This is a genomic window from Bacteroides sp. D20 (assembly GCF_003436255.1).
Lineage (GTDB): Bacteria > Bacteroidota > Bacteroidia > Bacteroidales > Bacteroidaceae > Bacteroides > Bacteroides uniformis.
The window spans coordinates 101,372-120,665 of sequence record NZ_QSOO01000010.1; the positions used below are offsets into that span (position 1 = coordinate 101,372).

A 19,294-nucleotide genomic window follows, 5' to 3' on the forward strand; every position below is an offset into this window, starting at 1 on the left:
GAATATCATGAAACTGAAAAGTATATATTTAGTATCGATGGCATTATTGGCAGGTGTATTTGCTGCTTGTAATGATAATGACGTTGAGAATTTCGATAATCAGGTGTATATCAACGGCTCGGCGATGACCAGTACTGTGTTGTTGAAAAACACTGTTTCCGATACGGAAGGTTCATTCCGGATTTCAATGGCTCGTCCTGAATCGCAGGATATAACTATTGCCTTGAAGGCGGACCCTTCACTGGTAGCTACTTATAACGCTACCTATTATGACACAGCCGAGGCTCTGCCGGAAAACTATTATACGGTAGAAACTCCGCAGGCTACCATTTTGGCCGGTGCTGTCATTTCAGACGACATCACTGTCAGCTTCAAGAACTTGACGGAGCTGGACCGTGAGAAGGTATATGTATTGCCGGTTACGGTAGACCAGGCAAGCATCGGAGTCTTGAAGAGCTCCGGTACCATGTACTACGTGCTGAAGGGTGCCGCATTGATTAATACGGTTCCTGATATTACCAAGAATCTGGTTTACGTAACTTGGACCAATCCAGATGTAGCCAATAATATGAATAAGCTGACGGCAGAAGCGTTGATTCGTGTAAGCAAGTTTGACAAGATGCTGACTTCCATTATGGGTATCGAAGGTAAGTTCCTGCTCCGCATCGGTGATGCCGGAATTCCTCAAAACCAGTTGCAGGTGGCTACAAGTAGCGGCAATGTGACCGATGAGAGTCTGGTTATTCCGACAAACGAATGGACACATATCGCTGTGACCTACGATGCGGATGCAAAAACAGTTATAATCTACATCAATGGTAAGAATATGCTGGAGACTACTTTGGACTGCGGAGTCGTGAACTGGGGCCAGACCATGACCGATGAAGGTAACGGATTCTGGATTGGCCATTCATACAATCGTGACCGTTGGTTGGAAGGTAATATCTCAGAGGTGCGTATCTGGAACAAGGTGTTGACATCAGCAGAAATCAATGCAAAGGACCACTTCTACCAGGTAGAGCCGGATGCTGACGGACTGGTTTCTTACTGGAAGTTCGATGAGGGCGCCGGTACTGCCATTCACGATTATAGCGGAAATGAGAACAATGCTACTGCAGTGGAATCATTGACTTGGACTGCTGTGGAACTGCCCGCTAAATAATTTAGTTATACCTTAATTCAAATAAAAAGATATTGATTATGAAATATATGAATCATGTAAAATCAGGCTTGCTGGCAATGGCTTTTGCATGTGCAGGAATATGCTTCACCGGTTGTGAAGATGATGTTGTCATCAACACCGGCAACAGTGACAAGCTGGATACTGTGGATGGCGTGTATGGCTATGTAAAGTCTGCCGCCGGTGCACGTGAACTTACTCCGATTTCTGTTTTTGGCGACAAGGTTGCTACCGGACATCTCTATTTTGAACTGAGCAAAGCTGCAGAGCAGGATGTTACGGTGACCTTCAAAGTGGACGAAGACGTTTTGGAGGCTTACAATAAGAAGAATGGAACAAGCTATAAAATGTATCCCGCCGATAAGCTGAGCCTGGCGAACGGTGGAACTGCCACTATCAAGGCGGGCGAACAGAAGTCGGCTTCTGTGGAACTGAATATCAATGCCGGAGGCACAATCGGACAGACTTATGCTGTTGCCGTTTCTGCATCTGCCAATAACGGTGTGGAAGTTTCTACAAACAATCAGGAATATATTTACTTGGTAAAGCCTTTGGCTGCTATTCCTGAGAGTATCAGTAAGGGTGATATACTTACACATTGCTTTGTGGAAGTAAATGACGAGAACATCTTGAATATGGGTGAATATACCATGAAGAGCAACGGAAAGCCTTTCTTTGATGTAGTCAGCATTTTTGCTGCCAACATCAATGTGGATAGCAAGACCGGTCGCGTACATGTTTTCTGCAATGACCAGGTTTCCTTCTTGCTGAGAAATGCGGATAAGTTCATCCGTCCTTTGCAGGCTAAGGGCATTAAGGTGGCTATGACTATTCTTGGCAACCATGACGAGGCTGGTATGGGTAACCTTTCGGAAGCTGCTGCCAAAGACTTTGCCAAGGAACTGAAAGCCTACTTGGATATTTATGGTTTGGATGGCATCGACTTTGATGATGAGTACACCAACTACAACAACTCCAATCCCGGTCCCGGCTTCGAAACACGCTCACGTGCCAACTTCGCGCGTTTGGTTTATGAGTGCCGCCAGGTATTTGGCAACAAGTTGATTGGTGTGTATGAATATGGTTCGCTCGACTCTCCAGACGGTGAGGTAGAGGGTATGAAGGTAGGTGACATTGTGGACTATATGACCTACGGTTACTACCAGAATCAGAATCCCGAGGGAGCCTTTGGCCGTGAAGAGTCTCATTTTGAGAACCTGCCCAAATCCAAGTATGCTCCGCTGCCTTGGAAGATTAATGATGAGTTGAACGGAGGTTGGAGTGGATTTGACAAGAGCAAATTCCAGAAAGTGAAAGATGAAGGTTATGGCATTCAGATGTTCTACAATCCCAAACCGCTGGTGTATCAGTATTATACGTTGCTTTCGGAAATAAGTAAAGTACTTTTTGATGATGAAGTGGAGTGGAGCGGCAAGTACTGGAGCCGTATCGGTGAAGCTTATCAGGGCAAAATGTTGGGTTATGAAGATTTGGTCGGCGAGTGGAAAGTAACTTCCAGTAACTCTCTCTTTACCTATGTGGATGAAGAAGGCAATCCTCGCTGGTGGGATTGGAAAGGCAGTCAGGAGTTTGAGAAGAATGTAATTATAGAGAAGGATGAAGAAGGTACCGGATATGTGGTTTACAACTGGGGTACTTTCCCCGAAATCACCGGTAAGTATCCGATGCATTGCGATTACTATAACGGTGCACTGCTCATCTATCCGCAAACCATTCATGAGGGCGATGCTGAAGACCCTGCTACCTACAAGATGCATTTCGGTACTTACAGCAAGAATTTCCAGTGGAAAGCATATCCTAACTATGATGATTACTATATGGATGGTGCTATTGCTCCTAACGGTGATATGCATATCTATGGCTTGGGCAACAGATGGGCTATCAATCCCTATAAGTATGTAGGCGGTGAGATTGAGACCGACATCTTCCCCGATGTTCCTTACTTCGTGAGTGAGAACTATACGATGAAGAAGGTACGCTGATGCCGTGTTTTCCGTAAACTGAGGTTTCGGAAAACGGATGCTTGAACCTTTTCATACATGAAACAAAGGAGGGCTTTGCTCAAAGTAATAGGGCGGCCCTCCTCAAGCATTCTCATATAACAAGATTCTATTATGAAGCTATACACCTACTTATACAATAAACAATATGAAGAAAAACATGAAATCTAGTTCCATACTGTTGGGTGGACTTTTTCTGCTGGGGGCGGTTTGCAGCTGTACCCAGACGGCACCGGACTATGCGTCTTACGTCAATCCGTTCATCGGTACGGGTGGACATGGGCATACCTATCCCGGAGCGGTAGTTCCCAACGGGATGATTCAGCCCAGCCCCGACACGCGTATCTACGAGTGGGATGCCTGCTCCGGATATTACTATGCAGATACTACTATCAACGGATTTTCACATACCCACGTCAGCGGTACGGGTTGTGCCGATTACGGGGATGTGCTGCTGATGCCCACTGTAGGTCGGCAGGATTACCACTCCATGGGCTCGAAGAGCCAGCAGATGGCGTACGCCTCTGCCTTTTCCCACGAGAATGAAACAGCCGAACCGGGATATTATTCCGTATTTTTGGACCGCTACGGGGTGAAAGCCGAACTGACCTCTACCAAACGTGCGGCGATTCATCGCTATACCTTCCCGAAAGCGGAAGATGCAGGTTTTATCCTCGACCTGGATTACAGTATCCAGCGCCAGAAGAATGAACAGATGGAGCTGGAAGTAATCAGCGATACTGAAATCCGTGGACGCAAGAAGACTGTATATTGGGCTTTCGACCAGTATATCAACTTCTACGCTAAATTCTCCAAACCATTTACCTATACGCTGGTCACGGACTCCATGGCATTGGACGAAGGCGGTCCGCTTCTGCCTACAGCTAAAGCTTTACTGCAATTCCAGACGGAGCCCAATGAGGAGGTATTGGTAAAGGTAGGTGTGTCTGCCGTGGATATGGACGGTGCCCGCAAGAATGTGGAAGCCGAAATCTCCGGATGGGATTTTGACGGTGTGCGCCGTGCTGCCCGCCAGCAGTGGAACACTTATCTTTCCAAGATTGACATCGATACGAAGGACAACGACCAGCGTACCATGTTCTACACGGCACTTTACCACACGGGTATGCAGCCCAACTTGTTTACCGATGCTGACGGACGTTACTTTGGTATGGACTTGAAGCCCCATCAAGGCAGGGTGGACGAGCCTATCTACACCATTTTCTCTTTATGGGACACTTTCCGTGCCTATCATCCGCTGATGACGATTATTGATCCTGAACTGAACGAGGCTTTCATCCGTTCGCTCATCCAGAAGTCCCGCGAGGGCGGCGTCCTGCCTATGTGGGAACTGGCCGGAAACTATACGGGTACCATGATTGGTTATCATGCAGCCTCCCTCATAGCGGATTCTTATGTAAAGGGATACCGTAACTTCGACGTGCAGGAGGCTTACAAGGCTTGCCTCCGTACGGCAGAATACGATACGACGGGTATTATCACCCATCCTTTGGTTGTGCCGCATCTGATGCCGCAGGCCAAGTACTGGAAGAACAAGATTGGCTACGTGCCTTGCGATAAGGACAATGAGTCCGTGGCAAAAGCACTGGAATATGCTTACGATGACTGGTGCATCTCCGTACTGGCAGGTGCCTTGGACGACGAAGCCAACCGCGATAAGTATGCGGCCTTTGCCGAGGGATATAAAGTTTATTTCGATCCGAGTACCCGCTTCATGCGCGGACTGGACAGTGAGGGCAACTGGCGTACGCCTTTCAACCCCCGCGCTTCCAATCACCGTAACGATGACTATTGCGAAGGTACGGCATGGCAGTGGACTTGGTTCGTTCCCCACGATGTGGACGGATTGGTAGAACTGATGGGAGGACGCGACGCCTTCATCGGCAAGTTGGATTCTCTGTTCACGGCCGATTCCAAGCTGGAAGGTGAATCGACCTCGGTGGATATTTCCGGTCTGATAGGTCAGTATGCCCACGGCAATGAGCCAAGCCATCACATTGCCCATCTCTACAACTACGTAGGCCAGCCCTGGCGTACGCAGGAGATTGTGGATGAGGTGCTGCATACGCTTTACTTCAACAACCCCGACGGACTTTCGGGCAATGAAGACTGCGGACAGATGTCTGCATGGTACATTCTGAATGCGATGGGCTTCTATCAGGTATGCCCCGGCAAGCCGGTATATTCCATCGGACGCCCGCTGTTCAACGAGGCGACCGTTCATCTGAAAGACGGCAAGTCGTTCAAGGTGATAGCCCACAACAACAGCCGCGACAACAAGTATGTGCGGAGCATTGTGCTGAACGGCAATAAGTTGGAGACTCCATTCTTCACGCATCAGGATATAGTGGACGGCGGTACGCTGGAGCTGACTATGGGCAGTGAACCGTTGAAGTGACACAGATAATATACAGAAGGGATGAGCCGAAAAAATCATAATCCTATATCGTGGGTCCCCACCGTATATTTCGCCATGGGATTGCCGTTCGTGGTGCTGAACATGGTTTCTGTGCTGATGTTCAAGGGGATGGGTATCGGTGACGCGCAGATTGCTCTGTGGACGTCGCTCATCATGATGCCCTGGACGCTGAAGTTCCTTTGGAGTCCGTTCCTTGAAATGTTCAAGACGAAGAAGTTTTTCGTGGTACTGACGCAGATGGTTACCGGAGCAGGTTTTGCTCTGGTGGCTTTGGCGTTGCAGTTACCGTTCTTTTTTGCGATATGCATTGCGCTGCTGGCAGTGATTGCTTTCAGCGGAGCCACGCACGATGTGGCTACGGATGGTGTCTACATGTCGGAACTGAACAAGCAGGACCAGGCCAAGTATATCGGTTGGCAGGGAGCCTTCTACAATATAGCGAAGATTGTGGCGTCCGGCGGGTTGGTCTGGCTGGCAGGTGCCTTGCTGGTAGGTTTCGGTGGGGTGGAGGGTGCCACAGAGGCAGTCCGCCACGAGGCTACCCGGCATGCATGGATGACGGTGATGCTGATATTGGCGGCGGTGATGCTGCTGCTTGGCTTCTACCACATGCGCATGCTGCCATCGGGCGGTGCGGCCGCATCCGGCGCCAAGTCGGCAAGAGAGACGTGGGAGCAGTTGGTGGCGGTAATCAAGGATTTCTTCTTGAAGAAGCACATCTGGTACTATATAGCGTTCATTATCCTTTATCGCCTTGCCGAGGGTTTTGTCATGAAGATTGTCCCTCTTTTCTTGAAGGCGGAGCGTTCGGCAGGTGGCTTGGGACTGAATGAGCAGCAGATAGGTTTGTACTACGGCACTTATGGGGCGGCAGCCTTTGTGCTGGGGTCACTGTTGGCAGGCTATTACATTTCGCACCGGGGATTGCGGCGGACGCTGTTCTCTCTGTGCTGCATCTTCAATCTGCCTTTTGTAGCGTATACCCTGCTTGCCATGTACCAGCCGGAAAGCGGGTTGCTGATAGGTAGTGCCATCGTGCTCGAGTACTTCGGTTATGGTTTTGGTTTTGTGGGACTGACTTTGTTCATGATGCAGCAGGTGGCGCCGGGAAAGCACCAGATGGCACATTATGCCTTTGCTTCGGGCATCATGAATCTGGGTGTGATGTTGCCGGGCACAATCAGCGGTTTTGTCAGCGACTGGTTGGGGTACGAGGCGTTCTTTACCTTCACGCTGTTTGCCACCATTCCGGCGTTCCTCATTACGTACTTCATACCATTTACGTATGCCGATGAGAAGAAACAACAATAACCAATTAATAATATAGAGCAATTATGAGCAACAAAATCACAATGCCTTGGGAAGAACGGCCGGCAGGCTGTAAGGATGTAATGTGGCGTTATTCGGAGAATCCCGTAATAGACCGCTACCATATTCCGTCGTCGAACAGCATTTTCAACAGTGCGGTGGTTCCGTTTAAGGATGGTTATGCCGGTGTGTTCCGTTGTGACAACCGGGCGGTGCAGATGAATATCTTTGCCGGTTTCAGCAAGGACGGCATCCACTGGGAAATAGAGCATGAGCCAATCAAGTTCAAGGCCGGGAATACGGACATGATAGAGTCCGAATATAAATACGATCCGCGCGTGACATGGATTGAGGACCGCTACTGGATTACGTGGTGCAACGGCTACTACGGCCCCACCATCGGCATCGGCTATACTTTCGATTTCAAGGAGTTCTTCCAGTGCGAGAATGCTTTCTTGCCTTTCAACCGCAACGGTGTGTTGTTGCCTCAGAAGTTCGATGGCAAATATGCGCTCTTGAGCCGTCCCAGCGATAGCGGACATACTCCTTTTGGCGACATCTACATTAGCTTCAGCCCTGACATGAAATTCTGGGGCGAACACCGCCATGTGATGGCTCCTACGCCTTTCCCCGAAAGTGCCTGGCAGTGTACCAAGATAGGGGCAGGTTCGGTACCGTTCCTCACGGACGAGGGTTGGCTGATGTTCTATCATGGCGTGATAACCACTTGTAACGGTTTCCGTTACTCCATGGGAGCAGCTATTCTGGATAAGGACAATCCTGCCAAGTTGCTCTACCGCACCCGTGAGTATCTGCTTGCGCCGGCTGCTCCATACGAACTGGCAGGCGATGTACCCAATGTGGTGTTCCCTTGCGCAGCATTGCAGGATGGAGAACGTGTAGCTGTATACTACGGTGCAGCCGATACGGTAGTGGGGCTTGCTTTTGGCTATATCCGCGAGATTCTGGAGTTCACGAAGCGCACAAGTATTTTGTAAGCACCAAGCAGTTGGCGGGTGCTTGGTATTGCTGAAAAGCGTCTGCCGTAACTGTCTTATACTTAGTGTAATGTCACTGCAAAGATACTGCATGCTTTTTGCAGTGCTACTGCAAAGCCGTTGCAGCGCCACTGCAAAGCTGATGCAGCGTCACTGCAAAACTGTTGCAGCGCTACTGCAAAGTAGTTTGCAGTGTCACTGCAGACCGTTTGCAATAACTTTGCAGAGTGCATGCAATGACACCGGCATGGGTAGCGTGCTCACTAACTAATAAAGAACAAATCCTTACTATATTATGAAACGACTGATTACTTTCTGTATCATCTCCTTTGGAATGCTCACGGCATCTATGGCTGCGGAGAAGCATCCTGCGGACTATGTGAATCCTTTTGTCGGTACCACCAACTTCGGTACCACGAATCCGGGAGCCGTCTGTCCCAATGGAATGATGTCCGTAGTGCCCTTCAACGTGATGGGTTCGGAGGACAACAAATACGATAAAGATGCCCGCTGGTGGTCTACTCCCTATGAGTATCACAATTGTTTCTTTACCGGATACTCGCATGTCAATTTGAGCGGTGTGGGCTGTCCGGAATTGGGTTCTCTGCTGCTGATGCCCACTACGGGAGAGCTGTCCGTAGATTATAAGGAATATGGAAGCCGCTATAAGGACGAGCAGGCATCCCCCGGATATTACAGCAACTTCCTGACCCGCTACAATGTGAAGACGGAAGTGACGGCAACTCCTCGCACGGGTGTGGCGCGTTTCACCTTTCCTGCCGGGCAGAGCCATGTGCTGCTGAACCTGGGCGAAGGCCTGACCAATGAATCGGGAGCTTTTCTGCGCCAGACGGGTAAATGCGAGTTTGAAGGTATGAAGCTGCTGGGTACTTTCTGCTACAACCCACAAGCCGTTTTTCCCATCTACTTTGTGATGCGTGTCAACAAGCAGCCCGCCGCTTCGGGCTACTGGAAGAAGCAGCGCCCCATGACCGGTGTAGAGGCCGAATGGGACCCCGATAACGGACGCTACAAACTTTACACCCGCTACCAGAAGGAACTGGCGGGAGATGATATCGGCGCCTATCTTACATTCGATACCGAAGAAGGCGAGCAGGTGGAAGTACAGATGGGAGTCTCTTTTGTGAGCATGGAGAATGCCCGCCTCAATCTGGATACCGAGCAGCAGGGAAAGAACTTCGGTCAAGTGCTGGAAGAAGCCCGTCGCCGCTGGAACGATGACCTCTCGCGCATCCTTGTGGAAGGAGGTACGGAAGAGCAGAAAACCGTTTTTTATACGGCACTCTATCATACGCTGATACATCCCAATATCCTGCAAGATGTGAACGGGGAATACCCCGCTATGGAGAGTGATAAGATTTTGACTACCCAAGGCGACCGTTATACCGTCTTTTCTTTGTGGGACACTTACCGCAATGTGCACCAGCTTCTTACGCTGGTATATCCCGAACGGCAATTGCAGATGGTGCGCTCCATGCTCGACATGTACCGCGAACACGGCTGGCTTCCCAAATGGGAACTCTACGGACGTGAGACGCTGACCATGGAAGGTGACCCTTCCATTCCCGTCATCGTCGACACCTGGCTGAAAGGTCTGCGCGACTTTGATATAGAACTGGCCTACGAAGCCATGCGCAAGGGAGCCACCCTGCCGGGAGCGGAGAATCTGCTCCGACCGGACAATGACGACTACGTGTCATTGGGATATGTGCCCCTGCGGGAGCAGTATGACAATTCCGTTTCACATGCCCTGGAATACTATATTGCCGACAATGCCTTGTCGCGCATAGCCGCTGCGCTTGGCAAGAAGGAGGATGCCCGTCTGTTCCACGAACGTTCGCTGGGCTACAAGCATTATTACTGTAAGGAGTACGGTACTTTCCGTCCTATCCTGCCTAACGGTGAATTCTATGCTCCTTTCGACCCGAGGCAGGGAGAGAACTTTGAGCCGAACCCCGGATTTCACGAAGGTTGTGCCTGGAACTATACTTTCTATGTTCCCCACGATGTGAAAGGGCTTGCCCGGCTCATGGGTGGAAAGAAGCCGTTCGTAGACAAGCTTCAGCGTGTGTTCGACGAAGGACTGTACGACCCTGCCAACGAACCGGACATTGCATACGCCCATCTTTTTTCTTATTTCAAGGGTGAGGAGTGGCGCACGCAGAAAGAGCTGCACCGCCTTTTGCAGAAGTATTTCAAGAATGCCCCCGACGGAATTCCCGGCAATGATGATACCGGAACGATGTCTGCTTGGGCTATCTTCAATATGATGGGCTTTTATCCGGATTGTCCCGGAGAACCGGCTTATACGCTGTCTACTCCGGTATTTGATAAGGTGACCATAAAGCTCGACCCTAAGTATTGGGGACGCGACCAACTGGTGATAGAGACGGAACGCCCGTCGGCAGAGTCGCTTTATATCCGTGAAATGGAACTAGGAGGAAAAAAACTGTCCCGATATCGTATCACTCATGAAGAACTGGTGCAGAGTGGAAAACTGCGATTTAGTCTTCGATAGGTATTGTGAGTCAGGATAGCATCGGTGATGGTTTAGGTTGCCCGTCGTTGACAGAGTTCATGTCAGTGGCGGGCTTTTCTATGCAGGTTGGCTTCCGGCAGGTTGATAGGGTATTTCGAACCAGAATTCGGAACCTTTCCCCGGAATAGAGCTGACGCCCACTTTTCCGTTCATTTTCTCGGCAATCATGGTGCAGATGGAGAGTCCGAGACCCGTGCCTTGTTTAAAACTGTTTAGCTTGACAAAGCGTTCGAATACATCCTTTTGCTTTTCAGGAGGAATGCCGCAACCGGTATCACGGACAAAGAAGCGAATCCTGTCTTCTTGCGGCAGGTGATAACCAATGTCGATGAAACCTTCTTCCGTATGCTTGAGGGCGTTTGACAGATAGTTGTTCAGTACTTGTCTTACCCGTTTGGGGACTGTGTGAATAATACAGTAATCCGCACCGGGCAGGAGACGTATACTGACTTCGGACGGAAGTTTCAGTTTTGCCATCGTCTGCATTTCATCAAGCGTCTTGTTTACATCCATATCTCCTTCTGTGAATTCGAGAATGCCAGCTTCGATGCGTGACAGGTCGAGAATATCATTAATCAGTTGCAGCAGCAGTTGGGTGTTTTCTTCGATGATATGTATGTATTCCTTTGTATCTTCGTCTTGTATATAATCGGAAAGTATGGAGGAGAATCCGACGATGGCGTTTAGCGGAGTACGTATCTCGTGGCTCATGTTGGCGAGAAAAGCCGATTTCAGGCGGTTGGCTTCTTCTGCTTTCTCTTTGGCTGCCAGCAGTTCGGTGATGTCCAGTGCAGAACTGACAATCCACCTCTCTTTTCCTTTGTTGTAGGACACCAGCGTTTTGTGAAACGACAGAATATACTCTCTGCCTTTGGGATTGACAAAGTGTTTGATGTAGGACTGGGGAATTTCCGACTCTTCAACTTCTTTGTCTGTCTCTTGGATGAAATTATCTTGCATTAGGGGTTTGAACTCCTCTTCATAGTGTCCCACAATATCCTCAGCGGGGACTTCCATCATCTCTGCCGCTTTTTTGTTCCATATCAGGTAACGTCCTTCATCGTTTTTATCTTTTACTGTAGTGGCGATGGGGAGGTTCTCCAGAATACTTTCAAGGAAGAAACGGTATTTTTCGTTTTCCCGGCGTTGGACTTCATCTTCCGTAATGTCGCGTATGAAGGCTATGACATAATTTCTGTTGAGGTAGACCATGCGCACTGCGATATATAGTTTCTCACCACTTTCTATTCTTATCTTTAGGGTCAGGCTGTCCGAAGTGCGGGTATTCAGTACGCGTAACAGCGACGTCATGTATTTCCGGCATTCATCGGCGTCTGTCACTAAATTATTGATATTTAGAACTCCCGGATTCAGGAACGGAAGTCTGTTTGCCTTTTCGGTAGGTGTATTAAGTAGTTTTACGACAATACCTTGTCTGTTCAGCAGATATACTGGAATGTCTATTGCCCGGATAATCTGTCTGTTCAGACTTTTGTATTTATGATTTATCCAGTATAGAAAGCTTGCAGATGTAACGGCAATTAACAGAAATAACTGTACTTCTCCAAATAATGTAAGATGCATACGCGGTGTCTTTCATTTCGTCTGTCCCCATTGACGAAGGTTATTATATAAAAAGCGCGAGGACTGTTATTGTCTATCTGCATTCGAGGCTCTGGAAAATGCCCACACCGTTAATAGACAACAGCCCCCACGCCTAAGTATATAATAACATAGACGTGAAGAAACTGTTGCTATTATCCTGCGGTGTTTAAGAGAATTTTCCAGATTCCGAATAGCAGGGATAATAACTTTCGCTTCTTGCGTTCTTATCGAATCGAGTCAAAAGTGACGTTATCACTATAACAGCCAAGACTTTGGTGCAAAAGTAGTATATTTTTCGGGATGTACGGTATGATGAGGACAATAAAGTGTATATGCAAACAAAGCGTGATGGTATTTGACCGTCACGCTTTGTATAGTCTGCCATTAAAAGTTGTTGTTAGAGAGAATTGTTAGAGGATTTATTTCATGGCTTCTATGGTATATCCTTGTTGTTTCAGAAGGTTCAACACTCCATTGTCTCCGGGCAGGTGTCCGGCACCGACTACGAAAAGGGTGGGGGCTTCCGTCATGATGGCAGGCATCTTTTCAACCCATGCCTTGTTGCGGTTATCCAGCATGGCTTCCATCTCACCGGGCAGCGGGTCGCATGAATTGCCGTCGCGCTCTTCCATCAGTTGCAACATGGCGTCCAGGTCTTGCTTTTCATAAGCGGTAATCAGGCGTTTGCTTTGGTCGATACCTTTCTCAATGTCGCTGATGGCGCAGTAGAGGAGGCTTGCCTGGCGTTGCAGCGTCTGGCTGTTGAACAGAATGTCTATTTGTGACTGGGCTGTTTCCAGACCGCCAATTTTCTTGCCTTGCTGTGCGGCCTGCTGCTGGAAGTAAGTGTCAAGCTGTTCTTGCGGGTTGAAGCCCGGAGTGTGTTTCATGTAGAGCAGGACGACAAGCTGCTGGTTGATGGCAGCCGGTTTCAGTTGTGCCAGCATGGCAATGTCCACCATCATGTTTTCCTTGATGGCTTTGCCTACTTCTTCGTATTGTTCGGGAGTAAAGAGGCTTTGCAGCGTGGTGTCTTTGGGCATCATCATCTGCTGTTGCATGCTTTGCATGAAGGCGGGAGTCGCCATTTCGCTCATCACAACTTCCCCGTAGACTTGGGCGGTTTCGCTCATGGCCTGCGGCATGGCGGCAATGCTGTCCTTTATACTGAGTGGAGAGAGGTGATAAGTACCGAAAATATAGGATGGTTTCTCTAATCCTTTACCGGATACTTTCCATAAAAGTTGTGCATTGGCGCTCAGCGCAATGCTGATGAATAAGAGGATGCCTAAAAGTTTCTTCATTGTTTTCTTCTTTTAATAGTTTCTGGACTATCAGTCGGGACAGAGTAAAGAAAATCACAAGAAGGGAAAAATTAGTATTATTTTATTCTTCCTCCGCAGAGCCAGTGTTGGGTGTAATATTTTTCCCGGAGGTTGCTGACTATGACTCCCTGGCTGGTGCTGGCATGTATAAACTTGCCGTCCTTGAGGTAGATGCCTACGTGTGCCACTTTTTTGCGGGAAGCACGGCTGGTGAAGAACACCAAATCTCCCTCACGCAAGTTGCGGCGGGAGATTTTACTGCTCTCTTTCAGTTGCCCGTCTGTGCTTCTCGACAGACGGGTGTGGTAAACTTTCTTATACAGTTGCGATACCAGTCCGGAGCAGTCCGTTCCACGTTTGCTGTCGCCACCTGCGCGATAGGGGGTGCCTATCCATTCGGAGGCATGGATGTATAGCTTGTGGTTGTCCTGCAGTTCAATATCCACTCCCAAACGGACGGATGCCTGCGCCAGGGCTTTGTAGTCCAGGCGTGGCGCGGAAGTATGGCAGGAACTTAAGCCTATCAATATGATGGTAAGAGCTACTATATAAGAAAGATATTTTTTCATGCTTCCGAATTTTTTTCTTCTACCGTTTTATCTTCTTTTTCCGTTATTTCTTCTACGGCTGCTTCTACTACCGTTTCTTCTACCACGGCTTCTTCCTCCACACCGACGTTGAAGTAAGCTTCCAATTCCTGCTCGGCAGAGTTGTTCTCATTTCGTATATCGCGGATAATAACACCGTTTTCTAACAATGCAATACGTGGACAAACGTCCACTGTGTGATTCAGGTTATGGCTGGAAATGATGACGGTGGCTCCGTGCTCTTCATTGTATCTTTTCAGCAAGTGTTTGATTACAGACTGTGAACTGGGGTCAAGGAAGTTGAACGGTTCATCCAGAATCAACAGTTGCGGGTGATGTAGCATAGCGGAGATGATGCCGATTTTCTGCTTGTTTCCGGCAGAATAGTTGCGTATGAATTTTTTCTGCCCCATCACTTCGCCGTTCATGAAGCGTTCGAAGGGAAGCAGGCGTTCGTCTACCTCCTCTTTCTTCAGACCGTACATCTTACCGATGAAGTAGAAGTATTCTTCGGGGGTGAGGTAGTCTATCAGGAAACCGTCGTCTATAAAGGCTCCCGTGAAGTTCTTCCAGTCCTCGCTTTTGCTGACGTCAATGTCATTGATGGTTACATTGCCCCGGTCTGCCTGCAGTAAGTCAAGAATAAGCCGGAAGAGGGTGGTCTTGCCTGCACCGTTGTTGCCTACCAGTCCCAGCATATCGCCTTGCCCGATGGTGTAGTTCTCTATATCTACGGCTTTTTTTGTGCCGAAATTCTTTTGTAAATTGTTGATGCGTATCATGTTAGTGATTGATGTTTAATGATTTCTATTTCTGTCTACTGTCCCTGAAGCCTTCCATATTCTTGTAGCGGCGTTTCATGAGTCGGTGATATACATTCATCAGCCAGAATTTGGAAGTGGCGATGAATGCCACGCCGATGCCGATAAGTATCCAGGGGGTGACCTCTTTGCCAAAGATGGCATTCAGTGCAAAAAGCAGCAGTAAAGGTATGCCGAAAGCACCTCCTGAAATCAGATTCTGCAGACCGGTGCCTATATTCTGCCGGCTGGTCATCTTTGAATTCAGGTCGGTAGTCTTGTTGTTGTAGACTGCCAGTTGGAACAGACAGCAGTATACGGCTCCCGGAATGAATATCAGCCATGCAATGCAACCGAGTACGGATACCTTCCCGGTAACCATACCGGGAATCATTAGAATCGTAGGAATGAGCAATGCAATGCTGTACAGTATGTATTTGGCACGCAGCAGCGAGTAGATAGATTCCTTGCGGCTCATCAGTCCGTCAATGTAATTGCCTTCGTAACCCATCAGTGTGCTGAGGAACATGATGCCGAAGATAATGTAATTATAAAGGACGAAGAAATCTCTCAGACCTCCGTCATACACATCGGAAAAGCTAATGATACTACTGAACATTATCACTACACCGGTGATGGAATAGAGCGAACGCTTACAAATCTTGTTGCGTAGCAATAACTTGAGTTCCAGTCTCATGTATTCGCCTATTTCGCCGTAGCGGTCGAGGAATTTGTATTCGGATACATGTTTTATCCGTGTATCTTCCACTTTGTTCAGTTCATTGTAGATGAGTTTCTGCATCAGGGTGCGGTTGATGAACCACATGAGGGCGATGGCAGCCAGTACACCGATGAATGACAGTATATTGCCGGTAATGAACCCTTCTCCCAGATTGACAAAACAGTCGAAAAGCGGACTGTTGTCCGGAATGAATAGTGCGGCGGCAATGCCGCCATATACTACTACCGGTAATGCCAGCCACCAGATGCGCTCACCCATCAGTGTGCGGCACAACAAGAACCAGTAGTTATTGAATACCATCAGCAGCCAGATGCCAATGCAATAGGTCAGCACACCACTGATTCCATAGAATTTGGTGACGGTGATGATGGAAAACGGAACAAACAGAAACAGCCAGAACAGATTGAAGCCATCCAGTCCGGAACGGATCAGCAGGAAGTCTATAAGACGATTCCGTTTGATGGGAAGCAGCAGGTAGGGCTTCACTTCCTGGGTGGGTGTTTTTTGGAAAGGCAGGCGTATCAGGAAATCCAGCACAAGGACAAATATCAATCCGGAGTTCATTACGTGATAGGCTTCTGTGGCACCACCGTCAAAGGCGAATGCAAAGGTCGTACCGAAGAATATCAAGTAACCGGCCCAGAAGACGAACATGAAGTACATCCAGAATTTTCCGAATTTACTTTTTTCGTACATAGGATTTCGTTTTTCTGCCAGTTTTCCGTGCTTGCGCAGATCTAAGAAAAGACTCATAGTATTTGTATATATAGAGTTTGTATAAAAAAAGCTGCGCTGCCTTTCATCGAACAACGCAGCCTTCTGTGTGTATGGCTCTCTTATTCTTTGTCAGGAGTTTCAGGACTGATCATTGATACCTCAATCTCATTCTTCTGCTTGAACAAGTCGTCGGTGAACTTTTGGATGTCCTTCACGGTGATGCTGTTGACAATCTGTTCGTAATCCTTTATCGGATTCATACCGGTGAACAGGTATTCGTCAATGCTTCCCAGCCAGTAGCTGTTTTCCTTCAGGTCTTCGGCGTGTTTTTTCAGCATGAACTCTTTCACTTTATTCAGGTCTCCTTCCGACGGACCTGCTTTGGCGATGTTGTCGAGTTCTGTAAAGATAATCTGCATCAACTTTTCTCTTTTTGCCGGAGCGGTTTCGAATATAATTTGCAGAAGGGCCTTTTCTTTCGGATATTTGCTTAACTGGCCGCCTACATATACACCGTAAGTGCCACCTTCGTCTTCACGTACCTTGGCTGTATAAACCAAGTCAAGAATCTGGCTGGTCATATCCAGCAGGATGTCATTTTTCAGGTCGTACTTGCAGTCACCGTTCAGCAGGACAAAATTTGACGCTTTAGCAGTTTCCTGCTTCCTTACGAACTCATTCTTATAAACTCCCTGGCGCATGTCGACTTTATTGTCCTTGAATGTTTCCTTGCGGTTGATGGCAGGCAGTGAACCCAGGTACTCGGCGATGAGTGGTTTCATTTCCTCCACATTCACATTTCCTACAAAGATAAAGGTAAAATCGCTGGCATCTTTGTAGCGGTCTTGATACATGGACAGAATCTTGTCATAATCCATCTTGTCAATCATGTCCGCCTTTATTCTGGCTCTTCTGGGATGGTGCATGTAAATACCGGCCGAGACAGAGTCACTGAACGCCACCTGGGGATTCATTTCCATATTCTGCAAAGCAGCTTTGTTGCGGTTCTTGTAGGATGCGAAGGCATCGTCGTCACGGCGTGGAGCGGTGAACGTCAAGTAAGTGAGCTGCATCATTGTTTCGAAGTCTTTCGGTGAACAGCTGCCATTGACGGTTTCTGTCTTGTCACCGATACCATAGCTGACGGAAGCTTTCTTGCCGGCCAGAACTTTTTCCAGGTCTACGGCACTGAAATTACCCAGACCACCGACACTCACTGCATCCAGTCCGTTGATGTTGATGATTTCCGAGTCGGGGAACAGGGAACTACCGCCTAGGCTGACTCCCTTCATGCGGATTTCGTCTGCCTTGAAATCTGTCTTCTTGATAATGACCTTGACTCCGTTGGAGAGTGTCAGCGTTGTAGTGCCGAATGTATCATCTGTCTGCTCGGATACAATCTTTCCGCCTTTCGGGGCTTCGGCCATCAAAGGTTCATCCGACACCTTGTCTACGTAGGCAGTCAGTTTTTCAGCTTTAATATCTTTCAGAATCTTCTTGATTGCATCTTCTGTCGGCATTTTCAATCCTTCCTTATCCGGACCGAGAATTGCGACTACCTGGTTACTGTCTGTCACGAGGGCTTGCATCATCTGGTTCAGTGCGGCAACCGGAATGGCGGGAGCTATCTGATTGATGATGGCGTATTCGTTTTCGATGCCCGGAATCGGTTCGTTATCGAGGAAATGACGGACATATTCATCCACGTACTCTTCATTCTTGCGTTTGTCACGCTCGTTATAAGCAGATTCCAGTTGGCGCAGATATTCGGCACGGGCACGGTTGTATTCCGTTTCCGTAAAGCCGAATTGGCGGGCGCGTTCTGTTTCGCGCAGGAGAGTGGCTATTCCATTTTCTATGGCATCTTCCTTGCAGACAACGACACCGGTGAAGGCATCTTTGGTTTTGGCAACAAAGAAATCATCGTCATAAGTGGCGGCATATATATAAGGAGGATTGGCGGTCTGTACCAATTCGTTCAGACGCGCATTCAGCATATTGTTGATGAGCGTGGTTGCATAATTCTGTACCAGATAGCCCATGTCGCCTTTCTGCTCGTCAGGAGTGGCTTCGTGCTTGTTGAAGATGAGGGCTTGTACATTGGACTGTTCCTTGTCCTGATAAACCAATACAATAGGCTCCTTGTTGTCGTTTACCGGATAGTACTCGCGTTTGGCAGCATTGGGCTGGGCGGGAATATCAGAAAACATTTTCTTGATTTGGGCTTCGATGGCGTCCACATCTATATCGCCAACTACCACAATACCCTGAAGGTCCGGACGGTACCACTTTTCATAGTAGTCTCTCAAAGTTTGCGGTTTGAAGTTCATAACGACCTCCATCGTTCCGATAGGGAAACAAGTGGCATACTTCGTTCCTTCGAACATGACTGGAAGCATCTTCTCCTGGAAGCGTTGTATGGCGCTCATACGGGTGCGCCATTCTTCGTTGATGACTCCGCGTTCTTTGTCTATTTCCTTCGGGTCCAGGGTCAAATCGTTACTCCAGTCGTGCAGAATCAGCAGGCAGGAGTCGATGGCTCCCGGAGTAGTGACCGGCACATTGGAAATGTTGTATACGGTTTCGTCTACGGAAGTATAGGCGTTCAAGTTCTCACCGAATTTCACCCCGATACGCTCCAGGTATTGCTTCAGTGCATCACCGGGGAAGTGGGTCGTTCCATTGAAACACATGTGTTCCAGGAAGTGGGCAAGGCCGCGCTGGTCGGCTTCTTCCTGAATGGAGCCTACCTTTTGGGCAATGTAAAAGTCGGCCCGGTTTGCAGGCTGGCTGTTCTTGCGGATATAATAGGTCAATCCGTTGTCCAACTTTCCGATACGGACATTTTTGTCGACCGGGATAGGCGGCATTTGCTGTGCAAATACCTGCTGAAAATTGCAGCAAAGAATTAACGCTACAATCCATAAACCACGTAATAGATGTTTCATATTATTATGAATTTAAATTGTTCTTGAACTATCTGTCGGACAGCCCTTGGATAAATCACAACT

The 19,294-nt window shown here is 48.3% G+C and carries 12 protein-coding genes; 6 read left to right on the top strand and 6 right to left on the bottom strand.

The genetic code is table 11. The annotated features are described in order from the left end of the window. Positions 1-7: 7 nt before the first annotated feature. The 6 genes from DXD78_RS12005 to DXD78_RS12030 all read left to right on the top strand — a co-directional run bounded on the left by DXD78_RS12005 (position 8) and on the right by DXD78_RS12030 (position 10,486). Positions 8-1,162, top strand: a complete 1,155-nt coding sequence (locus tag DXD78_RS12005; protein ID WP_005828870.1) for a DUF1735 and LamG domain-containing protein — start codon at positions 8-10, stop codon at positions 1,160-1,162. Positions 1,163-1,200: 38 nt separating this feature from the next. Next, a complete protein-coding gene (locus tag DXD78_RS12010; RefSeq protein WP_009037048.1) occupies positions 1,201-3,183 on the top strand; it encodes a BT_3987 domain-containing protein in 1,983 nt (660 codons plus the stop codon). Between the two features lie 166 nt (positions 3,184-3,349). Further along, complete coding sequence (locus DXD78_RS12015) at positions 3,350-5,620, top strand: GH92 family glycosyl hydrolase (protein ID WP_005828868.1); 2,271 nt, start codon at positions 3,350-3,352, stop codon at positions 5,618-5,620. A 21-nt stretch (positions 5,621-5,641) separates the two neighbouring features. After that, positions 5,642-6,952: an MFS transporter gene (locus tag DXD78_RS12020; protein WP_005835491.1), complete on the top strand. Its 1,311-nt coding sequence runs from the start codon at positions 5,642-5,644 to the stop codon at positions 6,950-6,952. A gap of 23 nt (positions 6,953-6,975) precedes the next feature. After that, positions 6,976-7,947, top strand: a complete 972-nt coding sequence (locus DXD78_RS12025; RefSeq protein WP_009037046.1) for a glycoside hydrolase family 130 protein — start codon at positions 6,976-6,978, stop codon at positions 7,945-7,947. A 295-nt stretch (positions 7,948-8,242) separates the two neighbouring features. Continuing rightward, a complete protein-coding gene (locus DXD78_RS12030; protein ID WP_009037044.1) occupies positions 8,243-10,486 on the top strand; it encodes a GH92 family glycosyl hydrolase in 2,244 nt (747 codons plus the stop codon). Between the two features lie 78 nt (positions 10,487-10,564). Here the strand turns inward: DXD78_RS12030 and DXD78_RS12035 are convergent, their stop codons facing one another. The 6 genes from DXD78_RS12035 to DXD78_RS12060 all read right to left on the bottom strand — a co-directional run bounded on the left by DXD78_RS12035 (position 10,565) and on the right by DXD78_RS12060 (position 19,231). Further along, positions 10,565-12,091, bottom strand: coding sequence for an ATP-binding protein (locus DXD78_RS12035; protein WP_009037043.1), 1,527 nt, complete (start codon positions 12,089-12,091; stop codon positions 10,565-10,567). A 440-nt stretch (positions 12,092-12,531) separates the two neighbouring features. After that, positions 12,532-13,416 (bottom strand): TraB/GumN family protein, encoded by an 885-nt coding sequence (locus DXD78_RS12040; RefSeq protein WP_009037042.1) that lies wholly within the window; start codon positions 13,414-13,416, stop codon positions 12,532-12,534. Positions 13,417-13,493: 77 nt separating this feature from the next. Further along, positions 13,494-14,006 (bottom strand): C40 family peptidase, encoded by a 513-nt coding sequence (locus DXD78_RS12045; RefSeq protein ID WP_005828855.1) that lies wholly within the window; start codon positions 14,004-14,006, stop codon positions 13,494-13,496. Next, entirely contained in the window at positions 14,003-14,806 is an 804-nt protein-coding gene (locus DXD78_RS12050) for an ABC transporter ATP-binding protein (RefSeq protein ID WP_005828854.1), read from the bottom strand. The genes DXD78_RS12045 and DXD78_RS12050 overlap by 4 nt, the downstream gene beginning before the upstream one ends. 25 nt (positions 14,807-14,831) lie before the next feature. Beyond that, the gene (locus DXD78_RS12055; protein WP_005835497.1) at positions 14,832-16,319 is read right to left on the bottom strand and encodes a DUF5687 family protein; all 1,488 of its coding nucleotides are present in this window, start codon (positions 16,317-16,319) and stop codon (positions 14,832-14,834) included. 83 nt (positions 16,320-16,402) lie between these two features. After that, positions 16,403-19,231 carry a pitrilysin family protein gene (locus DXD78_RS12060; RefSeq protein WP_009037041.1) on the bottom strand — a complete coding sequence of 943 codons (2,829 nt, stop codon included), beginning with the start codon at positions 19,229-19,231 and terminating at the stop codon, positions 16,403-16,405. Positions 19,232-19,294 lie beyond the last annotated feature (63 nt).